Here is a 21176-nt window from a genome sequence, read left to right on the forward strand (position 1 = left end):
CCGGCGGGGGTCACGGCCGCCAGTAGGGGTCGTAGCCGCTGGTGAGTTCGGGCTCGTTGTGGTGCCACTTGGGTTCGCGGTTCACGGCGACACTGGTGATGCCGCGCATCCGGCGGATGAACGCCCCGTAGGGCTTGATGAGGATCGACGACAGGCTGCCGCCGGTGGGCTCGTCCATGAACGGCATGAACGCGTCGGGGAAGCCGGGCATGGTGCACCCGATGCAGATGCCGCCGACGTTGGGGCAGCCGCCGACGCCGTTCATCCAGCCGCGCTTGGGCACGTTGCAGTTGACCACCGGGCCCCAGCAGCCCACTTTCACCTGGCATTTGGGGGCGTTGTAGTCCTTGGCGAAGTCGGCCTGCTCGTAGTAGGCGGCCCGGTCGCAGCCCTCGTGGACCGTTCTCCCGAACAGCCACTGCGGGCGCAGCATGTGGTCCAGCGGGGGCGGCGGGGCGGCGCCGGCCGCGTGGTGGAGCACCCAGACCAGGGTCTCCATGAAGTTCTCCGGCTGGATGGGGCAGCCGGGTACGTTGACGACGGGCAGCGCGCCCTGTGTCCTGAAGTCCCAGCCCAGGTAGTCGGAGAGTCCCATGGCACCGGTGGGGTTGCCGGCCATGGCGTGGATACCGCCGTAGGTGGCGCAGGTGCCGGCGGCGACGATCGCCCACGCCCTGGGGGCGAGTTGGTCGATCCACTCGTTGAGCGTCTGCGGTTCGCCGGTCTCCGGGTCGTTGCCGAAGGACGTCCAGTAGCCGTCGCCCTCGATGATGTTCTGGTTGGGGACGGACCCCTCCAGGACGAGGATGAACGGGGCGAGTTCGCCGCGCGCCGCGGCCCGGTAGGGGGCGAGGAAGTCCTCGCCGCCGAGGCTCGGTGACAGCACCTTGTTGTGCAGGTGCACCTTCGGCAGGCCGGGGATCAGCCCTTCTATGAGGTCCTCGATGGAGGGCTGTCCGGCGGCGGTGAGCGAGACGGTGTCGCCGTCGCAGCTCATCCCCTCGGAGATCCAGAGAATGTGGATCTCGTCGAACCCTTCGCGCGCCTGCGCACGGTCGGGTTCCTTGCTCACGTCGGTGGTGCCGCTCTCAACGGTCATGTCCTCGGCCTCCCTTGCAGTCGGTCCCGTGCCCTGTCGTACGCGGCGGCCATCGGCGCGGCCAGGGTGAGGCCGGGCGGGCGGTCCGGAGCGTGCGGGTGGGGCCGGGTGGGCGCGCCCCGCTTGGCCTTGGCCAGCTCCTCGCCGAGCCGGTCCAGCCGCTCCTGGGAGACGGCCGCGCGCAGGCGGGGCATGAACTCGGTCTCTTCCTCGTGCACGTGCTCCTCGACCTCCCGGCGCAGCTCGGCGACGAGTGCGTCGGTGCGGTCGTCGCCCGCGGAGAGCCGGTCCAGTGCGAGGAGGGTCTTCTTCAGGGCCATGTGCTCGCCGAGGCGGTCGTCGACCTCGCGGGCGCCGTCGGGGAGCACCTCGCGGGCGAGCGGGTAGATCAGCATCTCCTCCAGGGCGGCGTGCTTGGACAGTTCCCGCACGAGCAGCTCGACGACGGCCCGGCGCTGGGCGTCGGAGGCGCCGGCGTGGTAGTTGCGGAACAGCTGTTCCACCATGCGGTGGTCGTGGACCAGTACCTCAAGGGCGTCCATCGCGTCCTGCCTCGTCTGTGGTGGTCAGGGGTGTGGTCGGGGTGCGCGGGGCGGACGCGGCTGCTGACCCGGCGGGGGCACGGCGGGGGGCGCTGCCGGGGTGAGGGGGGTGAGTTCGTGGGGGCGGAAGTAGTGGAAGCGGCCGTACCAGCCGTGGAGCTCGGCCGCCGGGTCGTCGTCGAGCGTGACGGCGACGTGCAGGCTGCCGTCCACGTCGTGCAGGACGGCGGCCACCGTGGCGGTGCGGCCCGCCAGGAACATGTCCTGGGCGTCGGCGCCCCGCCCGGCCGGGCGCAGCCGCACGGCGCTGCCGGCGGCGACGGGCACCCCGTCGACGAGGACGGTGTCGGTCGTCGGGGACAGTCCGTCGTCGCCGCCGTCGTGCCACCAGGGGACGCCGGGCAGCGGTCCCGGGGTGGGCGCGGGGGCGGAGACCGGGGCGGGGGCGGTGACCGGGGTGACCGGTGCCGGGGCGGCCGCCGGGGTGGAGCACGCGGTGGGGGCGGCCGGCCGCAGGGATCGGATGGCCCCGTGCAGCTTGGCGAACATCTCCGGGGGCATGCCCTCCACCCGGTCGAGGATGTCGGCGGCGCGCGGGTCGGTGGCCCGTGCCTCGCGCTTCTCCTCGTCGGTGAGGAGCAGGGTGCGCAGGGAGAGGATCTCGTCGATCTCGGCGGCGTCGTGCAGGTCGCCGGGGCTCTCGGGCGCCACCTGGGGGTGGTCGGGCAGCAGGATGGGCGCGGACAGCAGGACGCCGGACACGCCGGGGGCCGGGTGTTCGCGGCCCCCGCCGGGTTCGCCTCCGAGGACGGGGAAGGTGTGCAGGTTGCGGCAGGTGCGGGCGAGGTCCTGGTACGGGGGCGGCGGATCGGTCAGGGACAGGAACTCGGTCCCGTCGTCCGCGCCGACGAGGGTGTGGGTGGCCAGGAGCGCGTGACGCAGGACTTCGGCGCGGGGGACGCCGGCGCCGGGTGACGCGCCGGTGTTCTCGGTGCGCACGGTGAGCCGGTAGAGCGCCGGGGCGCCGTCCCGCACGCGTTCGGCGCGCAGTGCGGTCACCGCCTCGCTGGGATGGCGCCGGCGCACCACCCGGCCGATCCCGCCGGGCAGCGGCTCGGTGTCCTCCCCGGCCGGCGCGCCCGCGGGCACCCGGTACTCGTGGTCGAGCAGCCGTTCGAGCGGGACGACGATGTCCACCTCGCGGGGCACGGCCTCGTCGAAGGTGAGGTGGACCGCGTCACCGGCCGCCAGCGACTCCACGGGCCGGTACCGGCCGTCGGCTTCCCGTCGCTCGATCTGCTTGTACTGGAGCTGCAGGTAGCGGACCTGTACACGGAGCACGGTGGTCGGGGCGGCCCGCAGCAGGCACTGGGTCTGCTGGTACCAGGAGTCCACCGAGCCGGAGAGGCCTGGCGGCACCGGCCCGTCCCGCTCCGCCCAGTCCCGCGGGCTGAGGACGCCGAACTGCCAGCGCACCCGGTTCTTCGGGGAGGACCTGCGGTAGGGGTACAGCAGATAGCCCTCGTAGAGGACGGCGTCGGCCACCGCGCGCAGCCGGCCGAAGGCGTCAGCGGCCCCGACTCCCGTCCGCGTCCCTGCTCCGTCGACCGTCATCGGCGTCTCCTCGTGCCGTGGGCTCCCGGGTACTCGGTGACCGCCCGGGGTGGTGTGCGGCCTCCCGGTGGCGTAGGTCGACCGTCCGGGGCCTTCGCCGGCCATCCGTTCCACGACGGTCACACGCTTCACACCTCGGCGCCTCTCACGACGCACCGCCGCTGAGCCGGTCGGGCGACGGCCGTCGGGCCCGCGGCCCGCTCGCCGGCGGACGGGCACGCTGGTCGGAGGGGCATCCGTACGACGCGCGGGCGATCCGTGCCGGGCACGGATGCCGCGCATCCCTTTGTGTGACGTCCCCCGGGGGCCCCTGGGGCACGCCCGCTTCGGGGGCGCCGCTGGGGGCGCCACTTCGGGAGCGCGCCTTCGCCGGAACGGGGCGCCGGGCCGCGGCCCCGCGCGGTGCGTTCCACGTCGGAGTGCGCGCCGGTCTGTCGGCGCGCGGGCATGGCGTGCTGCGGATCCGGCAGGTGCCAGCCCTGGCCGAGGCGGGGACGCGGCCACGGCGAGGCGGAAGGACGACGACGGGCCGGACCTGGCCAGCGAGGTCCCGGACCTGGCCGGCCAGGTCACGGGGCGGCGGCGCAGACGGGTGCGGGCAGGGGCGGCACGGCACGGGGGGACGGCCGGGCTCTCAGGGCCGGGGCGTCGCGGGTGGTGGCGGGCGGCATCGCCGCCCCGCGGGGGCACCGGTGCGGGACGCCGCCTCGGTGCCGACGGCGGCTGTCGGCGCCGGCGGCCACGGCGCGGCCGCCGCACTCGGCCCACCCGGCGTACTCGGTATGAGCGGGCCGGCCTGCCCGGCCTGCCCGGCGTGCCGCTCACGTGCCCGCAGGCGCGGGGCGCCCGCCCCCGTGCCGACGCTCCGCCGAGCGGCCGACGGGGCTGGTGCACGACCGAGCCGCCGTACGGTCAGACGGCGCGGGTGCGGCCCGCCCAGTACGGGTCCCGCAGCCGCCGCTTGTACAGCTTGCCGTTGGGGTCGCGGGGCATCTCGGGGACGAAGTCGATGCTCCTCGGGCGTTTGTAGCCGGCCAGGCGGTCGGCGCAGTGGGCGAGCAGGGCGGCGGCGAGGTCCGGCCCCGGGGTGTGGCCGGGGGCCGGTTCGACGACGGCCTTGACCTCCTCGCCCCAGTCGTCGTGCGGGATGCCGAAAGCGGCGGCGTCGGCGACGGCCGGGTGGGCGAGCAGGGCCGATTCGATCTCGGCGGGGTAGATGTTGACCCCGCCCGAGATGATCATGTCGATCTTGCGGTCGCGCAGGAAGAGATAGCCGTCCTCGTCGAGGTAGCCGAGGTCGCCGACGGTGAAGAAGTCGCCGATGCGGTTCCTGCGGGTCTTCTGCTCGTCCTTGTGGTAGCTGAAGCCGCCGGTGGTCATCCTCATGTAGACCGTGCCGAGCCGCCCGGGCGGCAGCCGGTTGCCGTCGTCGTCGAAGATCGCGAGTTCGCTGATGGGCCAGGCCCTGCCGACGGTGCCGGGACGCTTCAGCCAGTCCTCGGCCGTCGCGAAGGCGCCGCCGCCCTCACTGGCCGCGTAGTACTCCTCCACGCAGCTCCCCCACCAGTCGATCATGGCCCGCTTGACGTGGTCGGGGCAGGGCGCGGCGCCGTGGACGGCGTGCCGCATCGACGACACGTCGTAGGACCGGCGGACCGGCTCGGGCAGGGCGAGCAGGCGGTGGAACTGGGTGGGCACCATGTGGGTGTGGGTGCACCGGTGGGTGTCGACGAGGCGGAGCATCTCCTCGGGCGTCCACTTGTCCATCAGGACCAGCCGGTGGCCGATGTGCAGGGACGCGGAAGCGAACTGCAGCACGGCCGTGTGGTACAGGGGCGAGCAGACGAGGTGGACGTTGTCGTCGAACGGCCGGATGCCGAAGATGCCGAGGAAGCCGCCGAGGTGGGCCTGTTCGGGAAGGGTGCCGGGCAGGGGCCGCCGGATGCCGCGCGGTCGGCCCGTCGTACCGGAGGTGTAGTTCATCACCCAGCCGAGGGTGCGCTCGGCCGGGGGCGACTCGGGCTGTCCGTCGAGGAGTTCGGCGTACGGCCGGAAGCCCGCGACGTCACCGACCGCGTACCGCCGGTCCGCGGGCAGGCCGGCCTCGTCGGCGGCCCGGCGGGCCGCGTCGCCGTGACGGGCGTGGGTGATGAGGACCTTGGCGCCGGAGTCGGCGATGATCCAGGCGATCTCGGGGCCGACCAGATGATGGTTGACGGGGACGAGGTAGAGGCCGGCCTGGGTGGCGGCGAGGTGGGCGGTGAGGAACTCCGCCGAGTTGGGCAGCACCACGGCGAACGCGTCCCCGCGTGCCAGTCCGGCGGCGCGCAGGCCGTGGACCAGCCGGTTGGCGGCGGCGTGCAGGCGTCCCGCGGTCCATTCCTCGCCGTCGGGGGCGATCAGGACGGTACGTCCGGGGTCGGCGGTGGCCTGCGCCCAGAAGCCGGCGGGAGGCGCGGGCCGAGCGGGGGTGGTCGTCACCGGGCGCTCCTTCCGGCGATGCGGTCGAGCCGGTCGACGGCCCGTTCGAAGCCGCGGGTCAGGTCGTCGACGACGGCCTGGACGTCGCGGACCTCGTTCATCCGCCCGACGATCTGGCCGACGGGCGTGCCGAGGAGGGGTTCCACCTCGTACCGCTGGATGCGCGAGAGGGCATCGGCGACCAGGAGTCCCTGCAAGGGCATGGGTAGGGTGCCGGGGCCGGCCGGGTCGTCCCAGGCGTCCGTCCACTCGGTGCGCAGCTGACGGGCCGGCTTGCCGGTCAGGGCACGGGAGCGCACGGTGTCGCCGGAGCCCGCGGCAAGGAGTTTGCGGGTCAGGGCGGGAGAGGTGAGTTCGGCCTCGGCGGTGGTCAGCCAGACCGAGCCCAGCCAGACGCCCTGGGCGCCGAGGGCGAGGGCGGCCGCGGCCTGCTCGCCGCTGCCTATGCCTCCGGCCGCCAGCACGGGCAGGGGGGCGACCGCCGTGACGACCTCGGGCGTCAGCACCATGGAGGCGATGTCCCCGGTGTGGCCGCCGGCCTCGTAGCCCTGCGCCACGACGATGTCGATGCCGGCCCGCACGTGTTTCACCGCGTGGCGCGCGCTTCCGGCCAGCGCGGCGACCAGGACGCCCTGGTCGTGGGCGCGCGCGATCACGTCGGCCGGCGGGGAGCCGAGGGCGTTGGCGAGGAGGGCGATCGGGTGGTCGAAGGCCACGTCGAGCTGGGTACGGGCGACCTGCTCCATCCAGCCGGTGATGCGCCAGCCGGACGCCTCCCCGTCGGGCAGGTCGGGGACCCCGTAGCGGGCGAGGGTGTCGCGGACGAACGCGCGGTGGGTCTCCGGGATCATCGCTTCCACGTCGGCCTCGGTGACGCCCTCGACCTTCTTGGCCGGCATGACGACGTCCAGGCCGTAGGGCCGGCCGCCGGTGTGGGCGTCCAGCCAGTCGAGGTCGCGCTTGAGGTCGTCGGGGGCGGTGTAGCGGACCGCGCCGAGCACGCCGAACCCGCCGGCCCGGCTGATCGCCGCGGCGACGGCCGGGAACGGTGTGAAGCCGAAGAGGGCGTGCTCGACTCCCAGTCTCTTGCTCAGCTCCGTCTGCATGCGCGCAGGATGCCCGAGACCCCCGTACGACGGAAGAGCTTTTCTGATGCTCCGTCAGTTATCTGGGGAGCGGTCCCGCCGTCCGGCACCCGCCCTACTGGTGGAACACCGCCTTCTTCCACCTCGTTCGGCCCGTCGAAGTGGTCCTCTTCAGGCCGCCCCGGTCAGGTCCCGTCCCGCTCCAGCACGGCCATCGCGGCGTTGTGGCCGGGCACCCCGCTGACCCCGCCGCCACGCACCGCGCCCGCCCCGCACAGCAGGACATTGCCGTGCCGCGTCTCCACACCCCAACGGCCCGTACCCTCCTGCGCGTACGGCCAGGACAGCGCGCGGTGGAAGATGTTGCCGCCGGGCAGCCGCAGGTCGCGCTCCAGGTCGAGCGGGGTCCTGGCCTCGACGCAGGGCCGGCCGTCGGCGTCGGTGGCCAGGCAGTCGGCGAGCGGTTCCGCCAGATGGGCGTCGAGCTGGGCGAGGGTCAGGTCGAGGAGCCGCGCACGGACCGCGTCGTTGTCCCGCCGGAAGAGCCGGGCGGGGGTGTGCAGGCCGAACAGGGTGAGGGTCTGGTATCCCCGGGCGACCAGGTCGGGGGCGAGGATCGTCGGGTCGGTCAGCGAGTGGCAGTAGATCTCCGAGGGCGGCACGGCCGGCAGGTGCCCCGTGGCGGCCTGGGCGTGGGCGGTGGCCAGCTGCCGGTACCCCTCGGCGATGTGGAAGGTCCCGGCGAACGCCTCGCGCGGGTCGACGGAGCTGTCCCGCAGCCGGGGCAGCCGCCTGAGCAGCATGTTCACCTTGAGCTGGGCGCCCTCGGCCGGCTCCGGCGGGGTGTCGCCGGTGAGCGCCGCCAGCTCCTGCGGGGAGGCGCCGACCAGCACGTGCCGGGCGGCGGCCAGGCCCTCGCCGTCGGCGGTGCGGTAGGTGACCTCCGCACGGCGGCCGTCGGTGTGCACACGCAGCGCCTCGTGGCCGGTGGCGAGGACCGCGCCTGCCCCGCGGGCCGCCGACGCGAGCGCGTCGGTGAGGGCGCCCATCCCGCCGACGGGCACGTCCCAGGCGCCGGTGCCCCCGCCGATCACGTGGTAGAGGAAGCAGCGGTTCTGGGCGAGGGAGGCTTCGTGCGCGTCGGCGAAGGTGCCGATGAGGGCGTCGGTGAGCACCACGCCCCGTACCACGTCGTCCGCGAACCGGTCCTCGATCGCGGCGCCGATCGGCTCCTCGAACAGCACCCGCCAGGCCTCTTCGTCGTCGACGCGGCGGCGCAGCTCGGCGCGGGTGGGCAGCGGTTCGGTCAGTGTCGGGAAGACCCGCTCGGCGACGTGCCCGGTCAGGCCGTAGAAGCTCTGCCACGCGGCGTACTCGCGCTCCCCGCCGGTCAGTCGCTCGAACGCCTCCCGGGTGCGCCGCTCGCCCCCGCCGACCAGCAGCCCCGTGGCCCGTCCGCCGCGCTCGACCGGCGTGTAGGAGGAGATCTGCCGGGCCCGCACCCGGAAGTCCAGCCCCAGATCGCGCACGATCTTCCGCGGCAACAGGCTGACCAGGTAGGAGTAGCGTGAGAGTCGGGCGTCCACGCCGGTGAAGGGGCGCGTGGAGACGGCGGCGCCCCCGGTGCGGCCCAGCCGTTCCAGCACCAGCACGGACCGGCCCGCCCGGGCCAGGTAGGCGGCGGCCACCAGCCCGTTGTGGCCTCCGCCGATGATCACGACGTCATGGCTGCGGGTCGCCTCGTGTGCGGACATGGTTCTTGGTAGCACGGGGCGATCGACAGGGGCCAGGTGGCCGGGCGGGTGGCCGTCGGCGCGCGATCGCCACCGGGAGGCGGGGCGCGGGGCCCAAGTCCGGCGGGGGCCCTCAAGAGGAGGCGTCCGGCGTCGTCAGCCGGAGGCCGGACCGACTCGGACGGGCGTCCGGACCGAGGCGGCCGATCGCGCGCAGCACGTGCCGGGGTGGCGGCAGAGTCCTGGTCACCGTTCCCCTGGTGGTGATGGTGCTGCTCTTCCAGGCCGCATCGTCGCCGGACTCACCGCCGGCGCGGTGAAGTAGACACCGGGGCCGTACGCGCCCCGCCCTCGATCCTCGATCCTCGAAGGAGTAACGCAGAGTATGTCCGGTACCGCACCGTGGTGGCGCAACGCCGTCATCTATCAGGTCTACATCCGCAGCTTCGCCGACGGCAACGGTGACGGCATCGGCGACATCGCCGGCATCCGTTCCCGCCTTCCGTACCTGAAGTCGCTCGGTGTGGACGCCATCTGGATCAACCCGTGGTACAAGTCGCCGATGGCCGACCACGGTTACGACGTGACCGACTACCGTGAGATCGACCCCCTGTTCGGCACTCTGGCCGATGCCGAACAGCTCATCGCCGAGGCGCACCTCCACGGCATCCGCGTCATCCCCGACATCGTCCCCAACCACACCTCAGACCAGCACGCCTGGTTCCGGGCCGCGCTGGCGGCCGGCCCCGGGAGCCCGGAACGTGAGCGCTACGTCTTCCGGCCCGGAAGGGGACCCGACGGCGCGGAACCGCCCAACGACTGGGTCTCCTGTTTCGGCGGCCCGGCGTGGACCCGGCTGCCCGACGGGGACTGGTACCTGCACCTGTTCGCCCCCGAGCAGCCGGACCTCAACTGGGAGCACGCCGAGGTACGGGCGGAGTTCGAGTCGATCCTGCGCTTCTGGTTCGGCCGGGGTGTGGACGGCTTCCGCATCGACGTCGCGCACGGTCTGGTCAAGCACCCCGAACTGCCCGACCTGCCGCCCCGCCAGGAATTCGGCGTGCCGGGTGCCGTCGTTCCCCCCGCCGCCGCTCAGGGGCGGCCCCGGCAGCACGTCGACCACCCCCACTGGGACCGCGACGAGGTCCACGACATCTACCGCGCCTGGCGCAAGGTGGCCGACGAGTTCCCCGGCGACCGGTGTTTCGTCGCCGAGGCGTGGGCCGAGACCCCCGAACGACTCGCCGCGTACGTCCGTCGGGACGCCCTGCACACCGCGTTCAACTTCGACTTTTTGATGTCGAGTTGGGATGCGCAGGACCTTCGCACGGTCATCGACGACTCGCTCCGGATGCTCGGTGCGGTCGACGCACCGGCCACCTGGGTGCTCTCCAACCACGACGTCATGCGCCACACCAGCCGCTACGGCCGCACGACGGTCAAGCGATGGGCCGTGAACGAGCCGTACCGTCCCGAAGGTCCCCTCGACCTCGACCTGGGCGTCCGCCGCGCCCGCGCGGCGGCCCTGCTGATGCTGGCCCTGCCCGGCGGCGCCTACATCTACCAGGGTGAGGAACTCGGGCTCCCCGAGGTCGAGGACCTGCCGGAGGACGTGCTCCAGGACCCCATCTGGGAGCGGTCCGGGCACACCGACCGGGGCCGTGACGGCTGCCGCGTGCCCGTTCCGTGGTCCGGGCAGGCGGCACCGTACGGATTCAGCCCCGAGGACGCCTCGGCGGCCCCCTGGCTTCCGCAGCCGGCGGACTGGGCCGAGCGCACCGTGGAGGCGCAGACCGGGGACGCGACCTCCATGCTCGAGCTCTACCGCGGTGCCCTGCGGCTGCGCCGCGAGCACCCCGCACTCGGCGACGGCGACCTCGCCTGGATCGACGCCCCCCGGGGCGTCCTGGTGTTCCGCCGGGACCCGGGATTCATCTGCGTGGTCAACCTCTCGACCGAGGTCTACCGGCTCCCCGACCACGCATCGGTCCTTCTGGCCAGCGACACCGTGGAGGACGGGCTGCTCTCACCTGACGAGGCGGTCTGGCTCTCGGCGTAGCCGTCCCACCTGCCCGCCTGTCCGCCAGGGCCCGTCCGGTCTTCGCGAGGGAGCCGTCGGCCGCGAGGAGCCGTCCGATCGCGCACGGGGCACACTCACCGAGCCGGGCCCGGTTCGACGATCACCCCGTCGCCGGGGGGCGAAGTCCGCGGCCCCCCGACGGTGGCCACCACGACGCCCACCGCCTCGTGGCCGGGGTGGTAGGGCAGACCGATGAACGGATGGTGTCCGGCGGCGTGGGTGTCGAATCCGGCGATCCCCGGCGTGGCAACGGGGGCGACGATCCGCAGCAGCACCGTGGGCAGTCCCGCACCGTCGACCTCGGCCGCCTCCAGGATCTCCCGGGGCACCTCGGCGAGGAAGGACCGCACCATCCTTACGTGATCGGCACTGCGCCTCTGCCGACCTCCACCATCGTCCCACGCGGGGATGCGCGATGCCCGGCGTCGTCACCGGGCACACGGTGTCCGGCCCGGCGGCCGGGAAACAGGGTTGTCGCGCGTCAGCGCCGTACGCGGGGCATGCCCAGGCCGATCCAGGAGATGATCTCGCGCTGGATCTCGTTGTTGCCGCCGCCGAAGGTGAAGATCACGGCCGAGCGGTAGCCGCGTTCCAGTTCGCCGTGGAGCACGGCGCCGGCCGAGCCCTCCTGGAGGGCGCCGGGTGCGGCGACGACCTCCAGGAGCCAGGCGTAGGCGTCACGGCGCGCCTCGGAGCCGTAGACCTTGACGGCGGATGCCTCCTGGGGGGTGAGGGTGCCGTTCTGGAGGGCGGCGACCATCCGCCAGTTGAGGAGTTTCAGGGCGTCGAGGCGGACGTGGGTCCGGGCCAGCAGGCGGCGCACCCACGGCAGGTCCAGCACCCGGCGGCCGTCGGCGAGTTTGGTCTCCGCGGCCCAGCGCTGCACGTCGTGCAGGGCGCGGATGGCCATGGTGCCGTGCGCGGCGAGGGTGACGCGCTCGTGGTTGAGCTGGTTGGTGATCAGTCGCCAACCCTCGTTCTCGGCGCCGACGCGGCGGGAGACGGGGACGCGGACGTTCTCGTAGTAGCTGGCGGTGGTGTCGTGCGAGGCGAGGGTGTGGATCAGGGTGCAGGAGTAGCCGGGGTCGGTGGTCGGGACCAGCAGCATGGTGATGCCCTTGTGCGGCGGGGCGTCCGGGTCGGTGCGCACCGCCAGCCACACCCAGTCCGCCGTGTCGCCGTTGGTCGTCCAGATCTTCTGCCCGTCGACGACGTACGTGTCGCCGTCGCGCACCGCCCGGGTGCGCAGGGCCGCCAGGTCGGTGCCGGCGCCGGGCTCGCTGTAGCCGATGGCGAAGTCGATCTCGCCGGAGAGGATGCGGGGCAGGAAGTACGCCTTCTGCTCGTCCGTGCCGTACCGCATGATCGTGGGGCCGACGGTGTTGAGCGCCATCAGCGGCAGCGGTACGCCGGCCCGCGCGGCCTCGTCGAAGAAGACGAACTGCTCGACGGGGGTCAGTCCGCGTCCGCCGTACTCCTTCGGCCAGCCGACGCCGAGCCAGCCGTCGGCGCCGAGGCGGCGGATCGTGGTGCGGTAGAAGCGCTTGGCGGCGACCGGGTCGACGTGCCGGGCGTAGGCGTTGTCGGGCACCAACTCGGCGAAGTAGTCGCGCAGTTCGGCGCGGAGCCGGAGTTGCTCGGGGGTGTGGTCGAGGTGCACGGCGCCTCCTGCGGGGCCCAAGGCCGGTCTCCTGACGGCGCCCACCGTAGAACGTGTTGCAGAAATTGGGAATGCCGGGGAGGCGGGAAGGGTGCGGGCACGCGGACGGCCCCCGGCGTGCGCCGGGGGCCGTCCGCTCGGTGCGGGTGGGGGGTTGGGCGTGGTCAGTGGGCGACGGGTGTCGCCCGGGTGACGGATGCCGTCCGTGCGGGCCTGGGCGCGAGCGCCCGTTCCGCCAGCTCCCCGAAGACCAGTCCGAAGGCGGTCCACAGGGTGGCCTGCACGGCGAGGGCCGCGAGGCGGAACTTCCACAGCAGGAGGGCCGGGAAATGGTCCGGCACCTCGTTGAAGGACGGCAGGAAGGCGTAGGCGAGGCCGACGGCGAGGACGAAGAACGCCCCTGCCGCGACCGTCGCGTTCCAGTTCCCGAGGCGTGGCGCCAGACGTCTGCCCAGGATGACGGTCCCGACGGCGAGCAGCACGCTCAGTACCACCATCAGGAAGTACAGCGATGTGCGCCGGCCGATGGTGTCGGCCTCGCCGACCGCCGGCGGGTTGGCGGGGTACTTCAGGAACGGCACCACGTAGACGGCGAGCAGGCCGGCGGCCGCGAGCAGCAGCGCACTCGCGCGCGGCCCGAAGCGTCCGGTCCGGCCGAGCGCGAAGCAGAACGCGAGGGCGGCGATGCCGCCGAACGCGACACCGTAGACGAGGACGCCGGTGGACAGGCCCGCGGTGGACTGCATCGTGCGGCTGACGGGTTCGCCGCCGCCGTGTTCGTGGGGGTGCGCCTCCTCGAAGGCGATGGCCGCGTCGACGTGCGGCTCGCCGAGGAAGTAGGCGACGACGAGGGCGAGCAGGCCCGCGGCGAGACCCGCGAGCATGCCGCGCACCAGGAGGGTGCGCACGGTTGCCGAGTTCATCGGTATGCCGGTTTCCTTCGCGGCCGTCAGTGGCACGGGAAGCCGAGCAGGTGGCGGGCGTCGTGCACCCATTCGTGGACGCCGTCGCCGGACGTCAGCGCGGTGGCGCCCTGCTCGGCGCCGACGAAGTAGAGCAGCACCAGCATCAGGATGCCGAAGAAGACCGCCCAGGGGGCGATCGCCGAGAGCGGCAGCTTGGCGGGTACGGCGGCGGGGGTGGGGGTGACGCTGGGCTGGACAGCGGACTGCGCCATGGCAGGACCTCCTGGGGAACTCGCGTCCCGGCTCGGTGGTGCACAGGACGACGGCGCGGGTCTGACTCATCCGCCTCCGCACGCGCGTGCGACAGCGGACTCACAGTGGCGCGACCGTGCCGGACTTCCACCGGCTTCCGCGTGACCGTCGTCGATATCGCCCGAGACCGTACCGCGAAACCGCAGTTCGGGCCAAGGGCGCGTGGCGTGACGGCGGACGCGCCCCCTTCGCGCGCGACGCAGTGGACGGGCCGCGGCGGCGGCTCCGGGCGGCGAGGAGGGCGAACCGCCGCCGGACCGAGGGCAGATGGTGCGGGCGTACCCGAGGGGGCGGGGCGGGTACCGAGGGGACGTCGGGCCGGCCGGGGCGGTGGCCGGCCGAGGACGGCCGGATCGGGTCTCCGGTCGCAGTGAGGAGGGTCGACGGAAGGCGCAAGTAGGCTTCGCACAGGGTGAGTTGGCGCGCGGGAGGGCGACGGGCTCGACCGGCTCGGCGGGCCGACGCGCGCCGCCGCGACGGTGTCGCGACCCTCTCCGGTACGGCCGAACCGGGGGCCGGTGCGGCGGGCCGACGGGGCGTCGCCGGAGCGGTGGGGTCGTATCGAAGCGGCGTCACGTTCCTGCCCGTTCGGCCTCCCCGGCGAGACGAAGATCACTTCGTCGGCCGGGGTGCCGAGCGCTGTGAGACCGTCGGTCGCCGAGAGAGGTGCTCGGTGAGGAGAGGTGCCCTGTGACGGTCCGGCTGGTCCTGGTGTCACCCGCGCTCAGCGAGGCCCTGCGCGAGGCCCGCTTCGACGACGGCCGCCCCCTGGATCCGGTGGGGCTACGACGGGCGAGGGAGGCGGCGGGCACGCTGCCCGGGGCCGGGCCTGCCTTTGCCTCGCCCACCGTCCGGTGCCGCGAGACGGCCGCCGCGATGGGGCTGGACGCGGTCGAGGATCCGGCACTGGCGGCGCTGGACGCGGGGCGCTGGCGCGGGGAGACCCTCGCGGAGGTGGGGGCGCGTGAGCCGGCGGCGCTGGCCGCCTGGCTGGGCGACCCCGGGGCCGCGCCGCACGGCGGGGAGTCGGTGCGGGCGGTGTGCGACCGGACGGCGGCCTGGCTGGACGCGCTGCCGGAGCGGGTGGGGCGGGCGGTCGCGGTGATCGAACCCGAGCTGGTCCGGGCGGCGGTGGTACGCGCCCTGGGCGCACCGGACGAGGCCTTCTGGCGTGCCGACGTCCCGCCGCTGACGGCGGTGGAACTCAGCGGCCGGGCGGGGCGGTGGAACGTACGGATGGGACGGCCCCTGGCCCCGCTCGACGGGGACACTTAGCGAGCGTGCGCCGTCCTTGCCCCCCACAGGGGCCCCGGACGCCCGCCCGTCAGGAACTAGACCAGCGTGTCCAGGAAGTCGGTGCAGGCGCGGGCGCAGGTGCGGCAGGCTCTGGCGGCCTCCTCGGCGCCCGGTTCCGCGTCGAAGACGTGGGCGCTCTCCAGACAGACGGCGCGGCACCATTCGAGCTGGGCTCGCAGGCCGCTCTCGTCGAGGTGGGTCTGCTCGGCGAGCACCCGGCAGGTCGCGTCGCAGGCCTCGGCGCACATGATCCCCTTGCGTCGGGCGGGCTCGTGCTGTCCGGATCCACTCGGGTCCACGAGGCTCGCACGCGTCGCGCAGACACGCGCACACTCGGTGCACGCCTGCGCACACGCGAAGCGTTCCTCCAGGAACCGGTAGAGCTCCTGTTGGGAAGGCGACGTAGTCACGGCGCACGGGTAGCCCCGCGCCCCCGCGCCAAACCCCCGGTTCCCTCCCCCGGTACGGCCCGCACGGGCGCGGCGACGGTCGGTGAGGGTGCACCACGGCGTGGTTCGCGTCCGGTTGCAGGGGTATTCGCCTGATATGAGTAGCGCATCCATGCAGATGGCCGCCACCAGCGGCCTGCTCAGCCTGGCGCTGTTCGCGGTCGGCGTGGCCCTGCTGGCCATGCTGGGCGGCGCCTTCTGGCTGGGCTCGCGAATCAAGCTGCGGGAGCCGCCGTGCCCGCGCCCCGAGGAACAGCCGCACGTGCCCCCGGGCGGCCCGGTGCACGAGATCCGGGAGAGCCGGGAGCCCGAGGACGTGCCCCCTACTCCCGAGGGCGGTCGTCCACTGACGCCCTACGAACTGTCCAACATGAGGACCCGGCCCGGCACGTCGACGAAACGGCCGCGCTGGAGCAAGGGCTCCAGCGGTTCGTTCGGCGGCGGCGGCCTCGGCGCGCACTGAGCCGCGCGCCCGGCCCCGCGGCCGGTACCCCTCGCCCACCCCGCGGAACGGAAGTGAGATGCATGGCCGGCCCCGGCCGCAGCAGCCTGCCACTGCCCGACTACGACCATCTGCCGATCGGCGGCCTGGAGAGCCGGGTGCGCTCCCTGTCCGCCGGCGAGGTGGAGGAACTCCTCGCGTACGAGCGGACGCACGCCGACCGGCTTCCGATCACCGAGGTGCTGACGTCCCGGCTGGAGCGGTCGGACGCGGGTGCCGAGCCGACGTCCGGCGATCCGGGCGCCCTGCGTCCCGAGCAGTACGAGCGGCGGACCGGCTCCCCGGTGTCGCCGGCGACCTCTCCGCAGCCCTTCAGCCCACCGCCGCACGGCACCCCGGACCAGCGGGGCAAGCCCAAGGGCGACCGCGTCTGAGGTGAGACCCTCCGCCCGGCGCGCCCGTGCGGAGGGAGTACGGGCGCGTACCCCGGGCGCGGGGCCCTTCGGCCTCCGCGCCCGGGGTGTGTGCGCACCGGCGCCCGGTCACCGGCTGTCGCTGGTGTCCGTCGTGTCGGTCAGGGCGGCCCGGCCGGCCTCCAGCCGGGCGGCCGGGATGCGGAACGGCGAGCAGGAGACGTAGTCCAGGCCCGCCCGGTGGAAGAAGTGGATCGACCGCGGGTCACCGCCGTGCTCGCCGCACACCCCGGTCTCCAGGCCGGGGTTGACGGCCCGGCCGGCGTCGACGCCCAGTTCCACCAGCCGACCCACGCCCTCCTGGTCGAGGGTCTCGAACGGCGACACCTCGAACACGCCCTTCTCGATGTAGAGCGGGAAGAAGGACGCCTCGGCGTCGTCGCGGGACAGGCCCCAGGTGGTCTGCGTGAGGTCGTTGGTGCCGAAGGAGAAGAAGTCGGCGGACCGGGCGATCCGGCCGGCGGTGAGCGCGGCCCGCGGCAGCTCGATCATCGTGCCGATCGGGCAGTCCAGCGCGGTGCCGGTCTCCGCGGCGACCTCGGCGAGGACCCGTTCGGCCTCGGCGCGCGCCAGCCGCAGCTCCTCGACGGTCCCGACGAGGGGGATCATGATCTCGGCGCGGGGCCGGCCGCCGGCGGCGAGCCGCCGTACCGCCGCCTCGGCGATGGCCCGCACCTGCATGGCCATCAGGCCCGGCACGGCCAGGCCCAGCCGCACACCGCGCAGGCCCAGCATCGGGTTCTGCTCGTGGATGCGCTCGACGGCCTCCAGCAGGTCGAGGTCGTGGGGGTCGGGTGCCTCGGCCCTGGCGATGCGGACGGCGAGTTCGGTGCGGTCGGGCAGGAACTCGTGCAGCGGCGGGTCGATCAGGCGGATGGTGACCGGCAGGCCGTCCATCGCCTCCAGGATGGCGGTGAAGTCGTCGCGCTGCAGCGGCAGCAGGGCGGCCAGCGCCTGCTCGCGCGCGGTGTCGTCGCGGGCCAGGATCATCGCCTCGACGAGTTCCCGGCGCTCCCCGAGGAACATGTGCTCGGTGCGGCACAGTCCGATGCCCTGGGCGCCGAGGGCGCGGGCGCGGACGGCGTCCTCCGGGGTGTCGGCGTTGGCCCGCACCTCCAGCCGGCGCACGGCGTCGGCGTGGTCCAGGGCCTCCAGGACGGCGGCGGTGAGCCTGCCGGTGGCCGCTCCGGTCTCCAGAGCGCCCGCCACCTCGGAGTCGGTGAGCGGGAGGGCGCCGAGGTGGACGGTGCCGGCGGTGCCGTCGACGGAGACGACGTCGCCCTCGCGGACGACGAGGCCGGCCGCGGTGGTGAACCGCCGGGCCTCGGTGTCGACGGCGAGCTGCTCGGCGCCGCACACGCACACCTTGCCCATGCCGCGGGCGACCACGGCGGCGTGGCTGGTCTTGCCGCCCCTGCTGGTGAGCACCGCCTGCGCGGCGATCATGCCGGGCAGGTCGTCGGGCGTGGTCTCGCGGCGCACCAGCACGGTGGCCTCGCCGTCGGCGGCCCGCCGTACCGCCTCGGCGGAGTCGAAGACGACGGCGCCGACCGCCGCGCCGGGCGAGGCGGGGACACCGTGGGCGAGCGGCTCCTGCGCGGAGGTGGTGTCGAAGCGGGGGAACATCAGGCGGGTCAGCGCGGTGCCGTCGACGCGCATCAGGGCCTCGTCGGCGCTGATGGCGCTCTCCTCGCGCAGGTCGTGGGCGATGCGGAAGGCGGCCTCCGCGGTGCGCTTGCCGACGCGGGTCTGCAGGATCCACAGCTTGCCGCGCTCGATGGTGAACTCGATGTCGCACAGGTCGCGGTAGTGGTGCTCCAGGGTGCGCATGTGGTCGCCGAGCTCGACGTAGGCGCGCGGGTCGAGTTCCTTCAGGGCGTGCAGGGGCAGCGCGTCGCGGACGCCGGAGACGACGTCCTCGCCCTGGGCGTCGGGCAGGTAGTCGCCGTAGACGCCGCGTTCGCCGGTGGCGGGGTCGCGGGTGAAGGCGACGCCGGTGCCCGAGTCGTGGCCGAGGTTGCCGAAGACCATGGCCTGCACGTTGACGGCGGTGCCGAGGTCGTCGGGGATGTGTTCGCGGCGGCGGTAGACGCGGGCGCGTTCGACGTTCCAGGACTCGAAGACCGAGCGGATGGCGCGGGAGAGCTGTTCGGCGGGGTCCTGCGGGAAGTCCTCACCGGTCTCCCGGCGCACGATGTCCTTGTACTCCTCGGTGAGCAGGACCAGTTCCTCGGTGTCCAGCTCGTCGTCGGCGGTCACCTCGCGCCGGGCCTTGTGGGCGGCGAGGGCGTGCTCGAAGAGATCGCCGTCCACGCCCATCACCGTGCGGCCGAACATCTGCACGAGGCGGCGGTAGGAGTCCCAGGCGAACCGCTCGTCGCCGGACGCCTTCGCCAGACCGTGCACGGAGTCGTCGTTGAGGCCGATGTCGAGGATGGTCTCCATCATGCCGGGCATGGAGAACCGGGCACCGGAGCGGACGGACACGAGCAGCGGGTCGCCGGCGGCGCCCAGGCTCCGGCCCATGGCGTGCTCCAGGCCGGTGAGGGCGCGGGCGGCCTCGGCGGCGAGCTCGGGGGGCTCCGCACCGGTGGCGAGGTACACCCGGCAGGCCTCGGTGGTGACGGTGAACCCGGGCGGCACGGGCAGCCCGAGCCGGGTCATCTCGGCCAGTCCGGCCCCCTTGCCGCCGAGCAGGGCGGCCATCTCCCGGCTGCCCTGGGCGAAGGTGTACACGTACTGCGTGGACGTGGTCATCAGGACTCGACCTCTCGGATGTGCGCTACGACGGCTCTCGGACGAGGGTGGGGCGGCTCTCTCGGGGGGTGGGCGGGTGGCTCTCGGGGGCCGGCGCCGGGGGTCCGGCGGGCGCTCGGTGCGGCCGGCTCTCAGGTGTGGGGTACCACGGCGACGGGACACCCTGCGTGGTGGATGACCGCGTGGGTGACGGGTCCGGTGCGCGGGCCGGCCGGGCGGTCGGTGACGCGGCGGCCGACGACCAGGAGCCCGGCCGAGGAGGCCGCGCGGATCAGCGGCGACGCGGCGCGGCCCTCGGTGAGGGTGGACTCGACGTCGACCTCGGGGTACTTCTCGCGCCAGGGCTGGAGCACGGCGGTCACGAACTCCTGCCACTCCGCCAGCCGCGCGGGCCCGTCGGCCAGGGCGATCTCGCCGGGGCCGAGTCCCGCGGTGGCCGCGACCGGTCCGAAGGCCGCGGGCTGCGGGACGGCGTGCAGCACCCGCAGGCGGGCGCCGCGCGCACGGGCGGTCTCGAAGCCGAAGGCGATGACCTCGTCGCACGGGTCCCCGACGTCCAGGCCCAGCACCACGTCGCGGTAGGGCGTGCGGACGCCGGGGCTGCCGTCGGCGGCCGGGAGGTGCTCGTCGGCGGCCTCCTCGCCCGCGCGGACCAGCACGACGGGCAGCTCGGCGCGGGCGACGACGCCCAGCGCGACCGAGCCGACGAGGAAGCCGGTGAAGCCGCTCAGGCCGCGCGAGCCCAGTACCAGCAGCTCGGCGCCGTGCGAGGCGGTCAGCAGGGCGCCGGTGGCCGGGCCCTCGACCTGCCGGTCCTGGAGGGCGACGACGCCCGGGCAGGTACGGCGGATGCGGTCCTCTGCCTGGCGCAGGGCCCGCCGGGCCAGATGGCGCACGGCGGCGCCGGTCGGGGCGTCGTGGGGTCGCGGGTGCCAGTTCCACGCGTGGACCAGCCGCAGCGGCCGGTCCCTGCGTACGGCCTCGCGGGCGGCCCACTCGGCGGCCGCCAGGCTCTCGGGCGATCCGTCCACTCCGGCGATGACGGGTGGCAGCATGCGCGCACCTCCTGCGCTCCGTTGCGCTCGGTCGTTGTCTCCGCTTGCCAGCGTCGTCCCGCGGCCGGGGCGGCAGGTAGGGGCCGCCAGGGCTCCGGGCGGGGTCCGTTCGGCCCTGCGGGACGGGACGGGACGGGACGGGACGGGACGGCCGCGGCGGGAGTGGAACGCGTGGACGTACGCGCGGTACGGCGTGCGGCGTCGGTGCTGCCCGGCGGTGGGCTACGCGAGGCGCCGCGCCGTCCTCAGTGCCTGTTCGGCGTAGGACCGGCCGAAGAGCACCGCGTGGACCAGGAGCGGGAAGAGCTGGTGGAGGCCCACGCGTTCGGGCCGGCCGGCGGACAGCGGGGCGACCGACCGGTAGCCGTCCAGGACGTCGTCCAGGTGGGGGCAGCCGAACAGGTGGAGCATCGCGAGGTCGGTCTCGCGGTGGCCGCCGTGGGCGGCGGGGTCGATGAGCCAGGCGCGGCCGTCACCGTCCCACAGGACGTTGCCGTTCCAGAGGTCGCCGTGCAGCCGTGCGGGCGGTTCCGGTGGGCCGGCCAGCTCGGGCAGCCGTTCGCAGACCCGTTCCACGACGGCCGCCTCGCCCGCGCGGATCGTGCCGGTGTCGACGGCGGTGCGCAGGTAGGGCAGCACCCGGTGGTCCGCGTACCAGCGGGGCCAGTCGTCGCCGGTGACGTTGCGCATCGGGGCCCGCCCGATGTACGCCTCCCGGGGCCCGTCGGGCGGGGGCGCGCCGAAGGCGGGGGCGCCTGCCGCGTGCAGCGCGGCCAGTTCCCGCCCGAACCGTGCGGCGCCCTCGGGGCTCGGTCGGCCGCCGGGCACCCGGTCGGTCACCAGCCACCGGTCGTCGTGGCCGTGCACCGCCGGTACGGGGACGGTGTCGGCGTCGGCGAGCCAGCGCAGCCCGGCCGCCTCGGCCCGTACCGCGCGCGGCGCGTCACCGCGTTTGACGATCACGGTGCGGCCGTCGGCGAGGGTGACTTCGGCGAGCTCGCCGGACAGCGGTCGCAGGCGGACGGCCGGGGCGCCGGCGAAGCGGGCCGCGGCGGCCGAAGGGCCGTTGCCGGAGGGGTCGTCGGTGGAAGGGCCGTCGGTCAAGGCGTCGTCGTCGGACGGGCCGTCGGTGAAGGCGTCGTCGTCGGACGGGCCGTCGTCGGAGGGTGGGCGGGCCGCGGGCACGACGCCCA

At 74.3% G+C, this 21176-nt stretch carries 18 protein-coding genes, 1 pseudogene and 1 riboswitch; of the genes and pseudogenes, 4 read left to right on the forward strand and 15 right to left on the reverse strand.

Features of this window, described 5'->3' with window-relative positions; all coding sequences use genetic code 11:
- Positions 1 to 10 precede the first annotated feature (10 nt).
- The 6 genes from AC3ET3_RS08710 to AC3ET3_RS08735 form a co-directional block, all read right to left on the reverse strand.
- Positions 11 to 1099, reverse strand: coding sequence for an NADH-quinone oxidoreductase subunit B family protein (locus tag AC3ET3_RS08710; RefSeq protein WP_432138006.1), 1089 nt, complete (start codon positions 1097 to 1099; stop codon positions 11 to 13).
- Complete coding sequence (locus AC3ET3_RS08715) at positions 1096 to 1641, reverse strand: hemerythrin domain-containing protein (protein WP_432138005.1); 546 nt, start codon at positions 1639 to 1641, stop codon at positions 1096 to 1098. Before AC3ET3_RS08715 ends, AC3ET3_RS08710 begins: the two co-directional genes overlap by 4 nt.
- A gap of 24 nt (positions 1642 to 1665) precedes the next feature.
- Positions 1666 to 3255 carry a hypothetical protein gene (locus AC3ET3_RS08720; protein ID WP_435611930.1) on the reverse strand — a complete coding sequence of 530 codons (1590 nt, stop codon included), beginning with the start codon at positions 3253 to 3255 and terminating at the stop codon, positions 1666 to 1668.
- A gap of 912 nt (positions 3256 to 4167) precedes the next feature.
- Entirely contained in the window at positions 4168 to 5736 is a 1569-nt protein-coding gene (locus tag AC3ET3_RS08725) for an acyl-CoA synthetase (RefSeq protein ID WP_432138003.1), read from the reverse strand.
- Positions 5733 to 6842, reverse strand: a complete 1110-nt coding sequence (locus AC3ET3_RS08730) for an NAD(P)H-dependent flavin oxidoreductase (RefSeq protein ID WP_432138002.1) — start codon at positions 6840 to 6842, stop codon at positions 5733 to 5735. Before AC3ET3_RS08730 ends, AC3ET3_RS08725 begins: the two co-directional genes overlap by 4 nt.
- A gap of 164 nt (positions 6843 to 7006) precedes the next feature.
- On the reverse strand, positions 7007 to 8575 hold the full coding sequence (locus tag AC3ET3_RS08735; protein ID WP_432138001.1) for a phytoene desaturase family protein: 1569 nt from the start codon (positions 8573 to 8575) through the stop codon (positions 7007 to 7009).
- Between the two features lie 364 nt (positions 8576 to 8939).
- Between AC3ET3_RS08735 and AC3ET3_RS08740 the strand changes: the two genes are divergently transcribed.
- Entirely contained in the window at positions 8940 to 10613 is a 1674-nt protein-coding gene (locus AC3ET3_RS08740; RefSeq protein ID WP_432138000.1) for a glycoside hydrolase family 13 protein, read from the forward strand.
- A gap of 95 nt (positions 10614 to 10708) precedes the next feature.
- Here AC3ET3_RS08740 and AC3ET3_RS08745 read toward each other — a convergent pair whose 3' ends face one another.
- The 5 genes and pseudogenes from AC3ET3_RS08745 to AC3ET3_RS08765 all read right to left on the reverse strand — a co-directional run bounded on the left by AC3ET3_RS08745 (position 10709) and on the right by AC3ET3_RS08765 (position 13471).
- Positions 10709 to 10870, reverse strand: a complete 162-nt coding sequence (locus AC3ET3_RS08745) for an alcohol dehydrogenase catalytic domain-containing protein (RefSeq protein WP_435611955.1) — start codon at positions 10868 to 10870, stop codon at positions 10709 to 10711.
- A pseudogene (locus tag AC3ET3_RS08750) lies at positions 10865 to 10993 on the reverse strand (carbohydrate ABC transporter permease); the annotation flags it as partial. The gene AC3ET3_RS08745 and the pseudogene AC3ET3_RS08750, both read right to left, overlap by 6 nt.
- 122 nt (positions 10994 to 11115) lie before the next feature.
- A complete protein-coding gene (locus AC3ET3_RS08755) occupies positions 11116 to 12294 on the reverse strand; it encodes an acyl-CoA dehydrogenase family protein (RefSeq protein WP_432157729.1) in 1179 nt (392 codons plus the stop codon).
- A gap of 164 nt (positions 12295 to 12458) precedes the next feature.
- On the reverse strand, positions 12459 to 13217 hold the full coding sequence (locus AC3ET3_RS08760) for a CbtA family protein (RefSeq protein WP_432157727.1): 759 nt from the start codon (positions 13215 to 13217) through the stop codon (positions 12459 to 12461).
- A gap of 26 nt (positions 13218 to 13243) precedes the next feature.
- Positions 13244 to 13471: a CbtB domain-containing protein gene (locus tag AC3ET3_RS08765; RefSeq protein WP_432138450.1), complete on the reverse strand. Its 228-nt coding sequence runs from the start codon at positions 13469 to 13471 to the stop codon at positions 13244 to 13246.
- Between the two features lie 35 nt (positions 13472 to 13506).
- Positions 13507 to 13663: riboswitch (cobalamin riboswitch) on the reverse strand.
- Positions 13664 to 14201: 538 nt separating this feature from the next.
- Here AC3ET3_RS08765 and AC3ET3_RS08770 point away from each other — a divergent pair.
- On the forward strand, positions 14202 to 14786 hold the full coding sequence (locus AC3ET3_RS08770) for a histidine phosphatase family protein (protein WP_435611931.1): 585 nt from the start codon (positions 14202 to 14204) through the stop codon (positions 14784 to 14786).
- A 56-nt stretch (positions 14787 to 14842) separates the two neighbouring features.
- Here AC3ET3_RS08770 and AC3ET3_RS08775 read toward each other — a convergent pair whose 3' ends face one another.
- Positions 14843 to 15217: a four-helix bundle copper-binding protein gene (locus AC3ET3_RS08775; protein WP_432138448.1), complete on the reverse strand. Its 375-nt coding sequence runs from the start codon at positions 15215 to 15217 to the stop codon at positions 14843 to 14845.
- A gap of 136 nt (positions 15218 to 15353) precedes the next feature.
- Between AC3ET3_RS08775 and AC3ET3_RS08780 the strand changes: the two genes are divergently transcribed.
- Together AC3ET3_RS08780 and AC3ET3_RS08785 are read left to right on the forward strand one after the other, a co-directional pair.
- Positions 15354 to 15719, forward strand: coding sequence for a DUF6479 family protein (locus AC3ET3_RS08780; protein ID WP_432138447.1), 366 nt, complete (start codon positions 15354 to 15356; stop codon positions 15717 to 15719).
- A gap of 62 nt (positions 15720 to 15781) precedes the next feature.
- On the forward strand, positions 15782 to 16132 hold the full coding sequence (locus AC3ET3_RS08785) for a DUF8129 domain-containing protein (RefSeq protein ID WP_435611932.1): 351 nt from the start codon (positions 15782 to 15784) through the stop codon (positions 16130 to 16132).
- A 108-nt stretch (positions 16133 to 16240) separates the two neighbouring features.
- On the opposite strand, the gene ppdK is transcribed toward AC3ET3_RS08785, so the two are convergent.
- The 3 genes from ppdK to AC3ET3_RS08800 form a co-directional block, all read right to left on the reverse strand.
- Positions 16241 to 18928: a pyruvate, phosphate dikinase gene (gene ppdK, locus AC3ET3_RS08790; RefSeq protein WP_432138445.1), complete on the reverse strand. Its 2688-nt coding sequence runs from the start codon at positions 18926 to 18928 to the stop codon at positions 16241 to 16243.
- A 131-nt stretch (positions 18929 to 19059) separates the two neighbouring features.
- Complete coding sequence (locus AC3ET3_RS08795; RefSeq protein ID WP_432157724.1) at positions 19060 to 19983, reverse strand: universal stress protein; 924 nt, start codon at positions 19981 to 19983, stop codon at positions 19060 to 19062.
- Between the two features lie 222 nt (positions 19984 to 20205).
- Complete coding sequence (locus AC3ET3_RS08800) at positions 20206 to 21087, reverse strand: fructosamine kinase family protein (RefSeq protein ID WP_435611956.1); 882 nt, start codon at positions 21085 to 21087, stop codon at positions 20206 to 20208.
- Positions 21088 to 21176 lie beyond the last annotated feature (89 nt).

The sequence above is a fragment of the Streptomyces sp. bgisy159 genome (assembly GCF_057707805.1).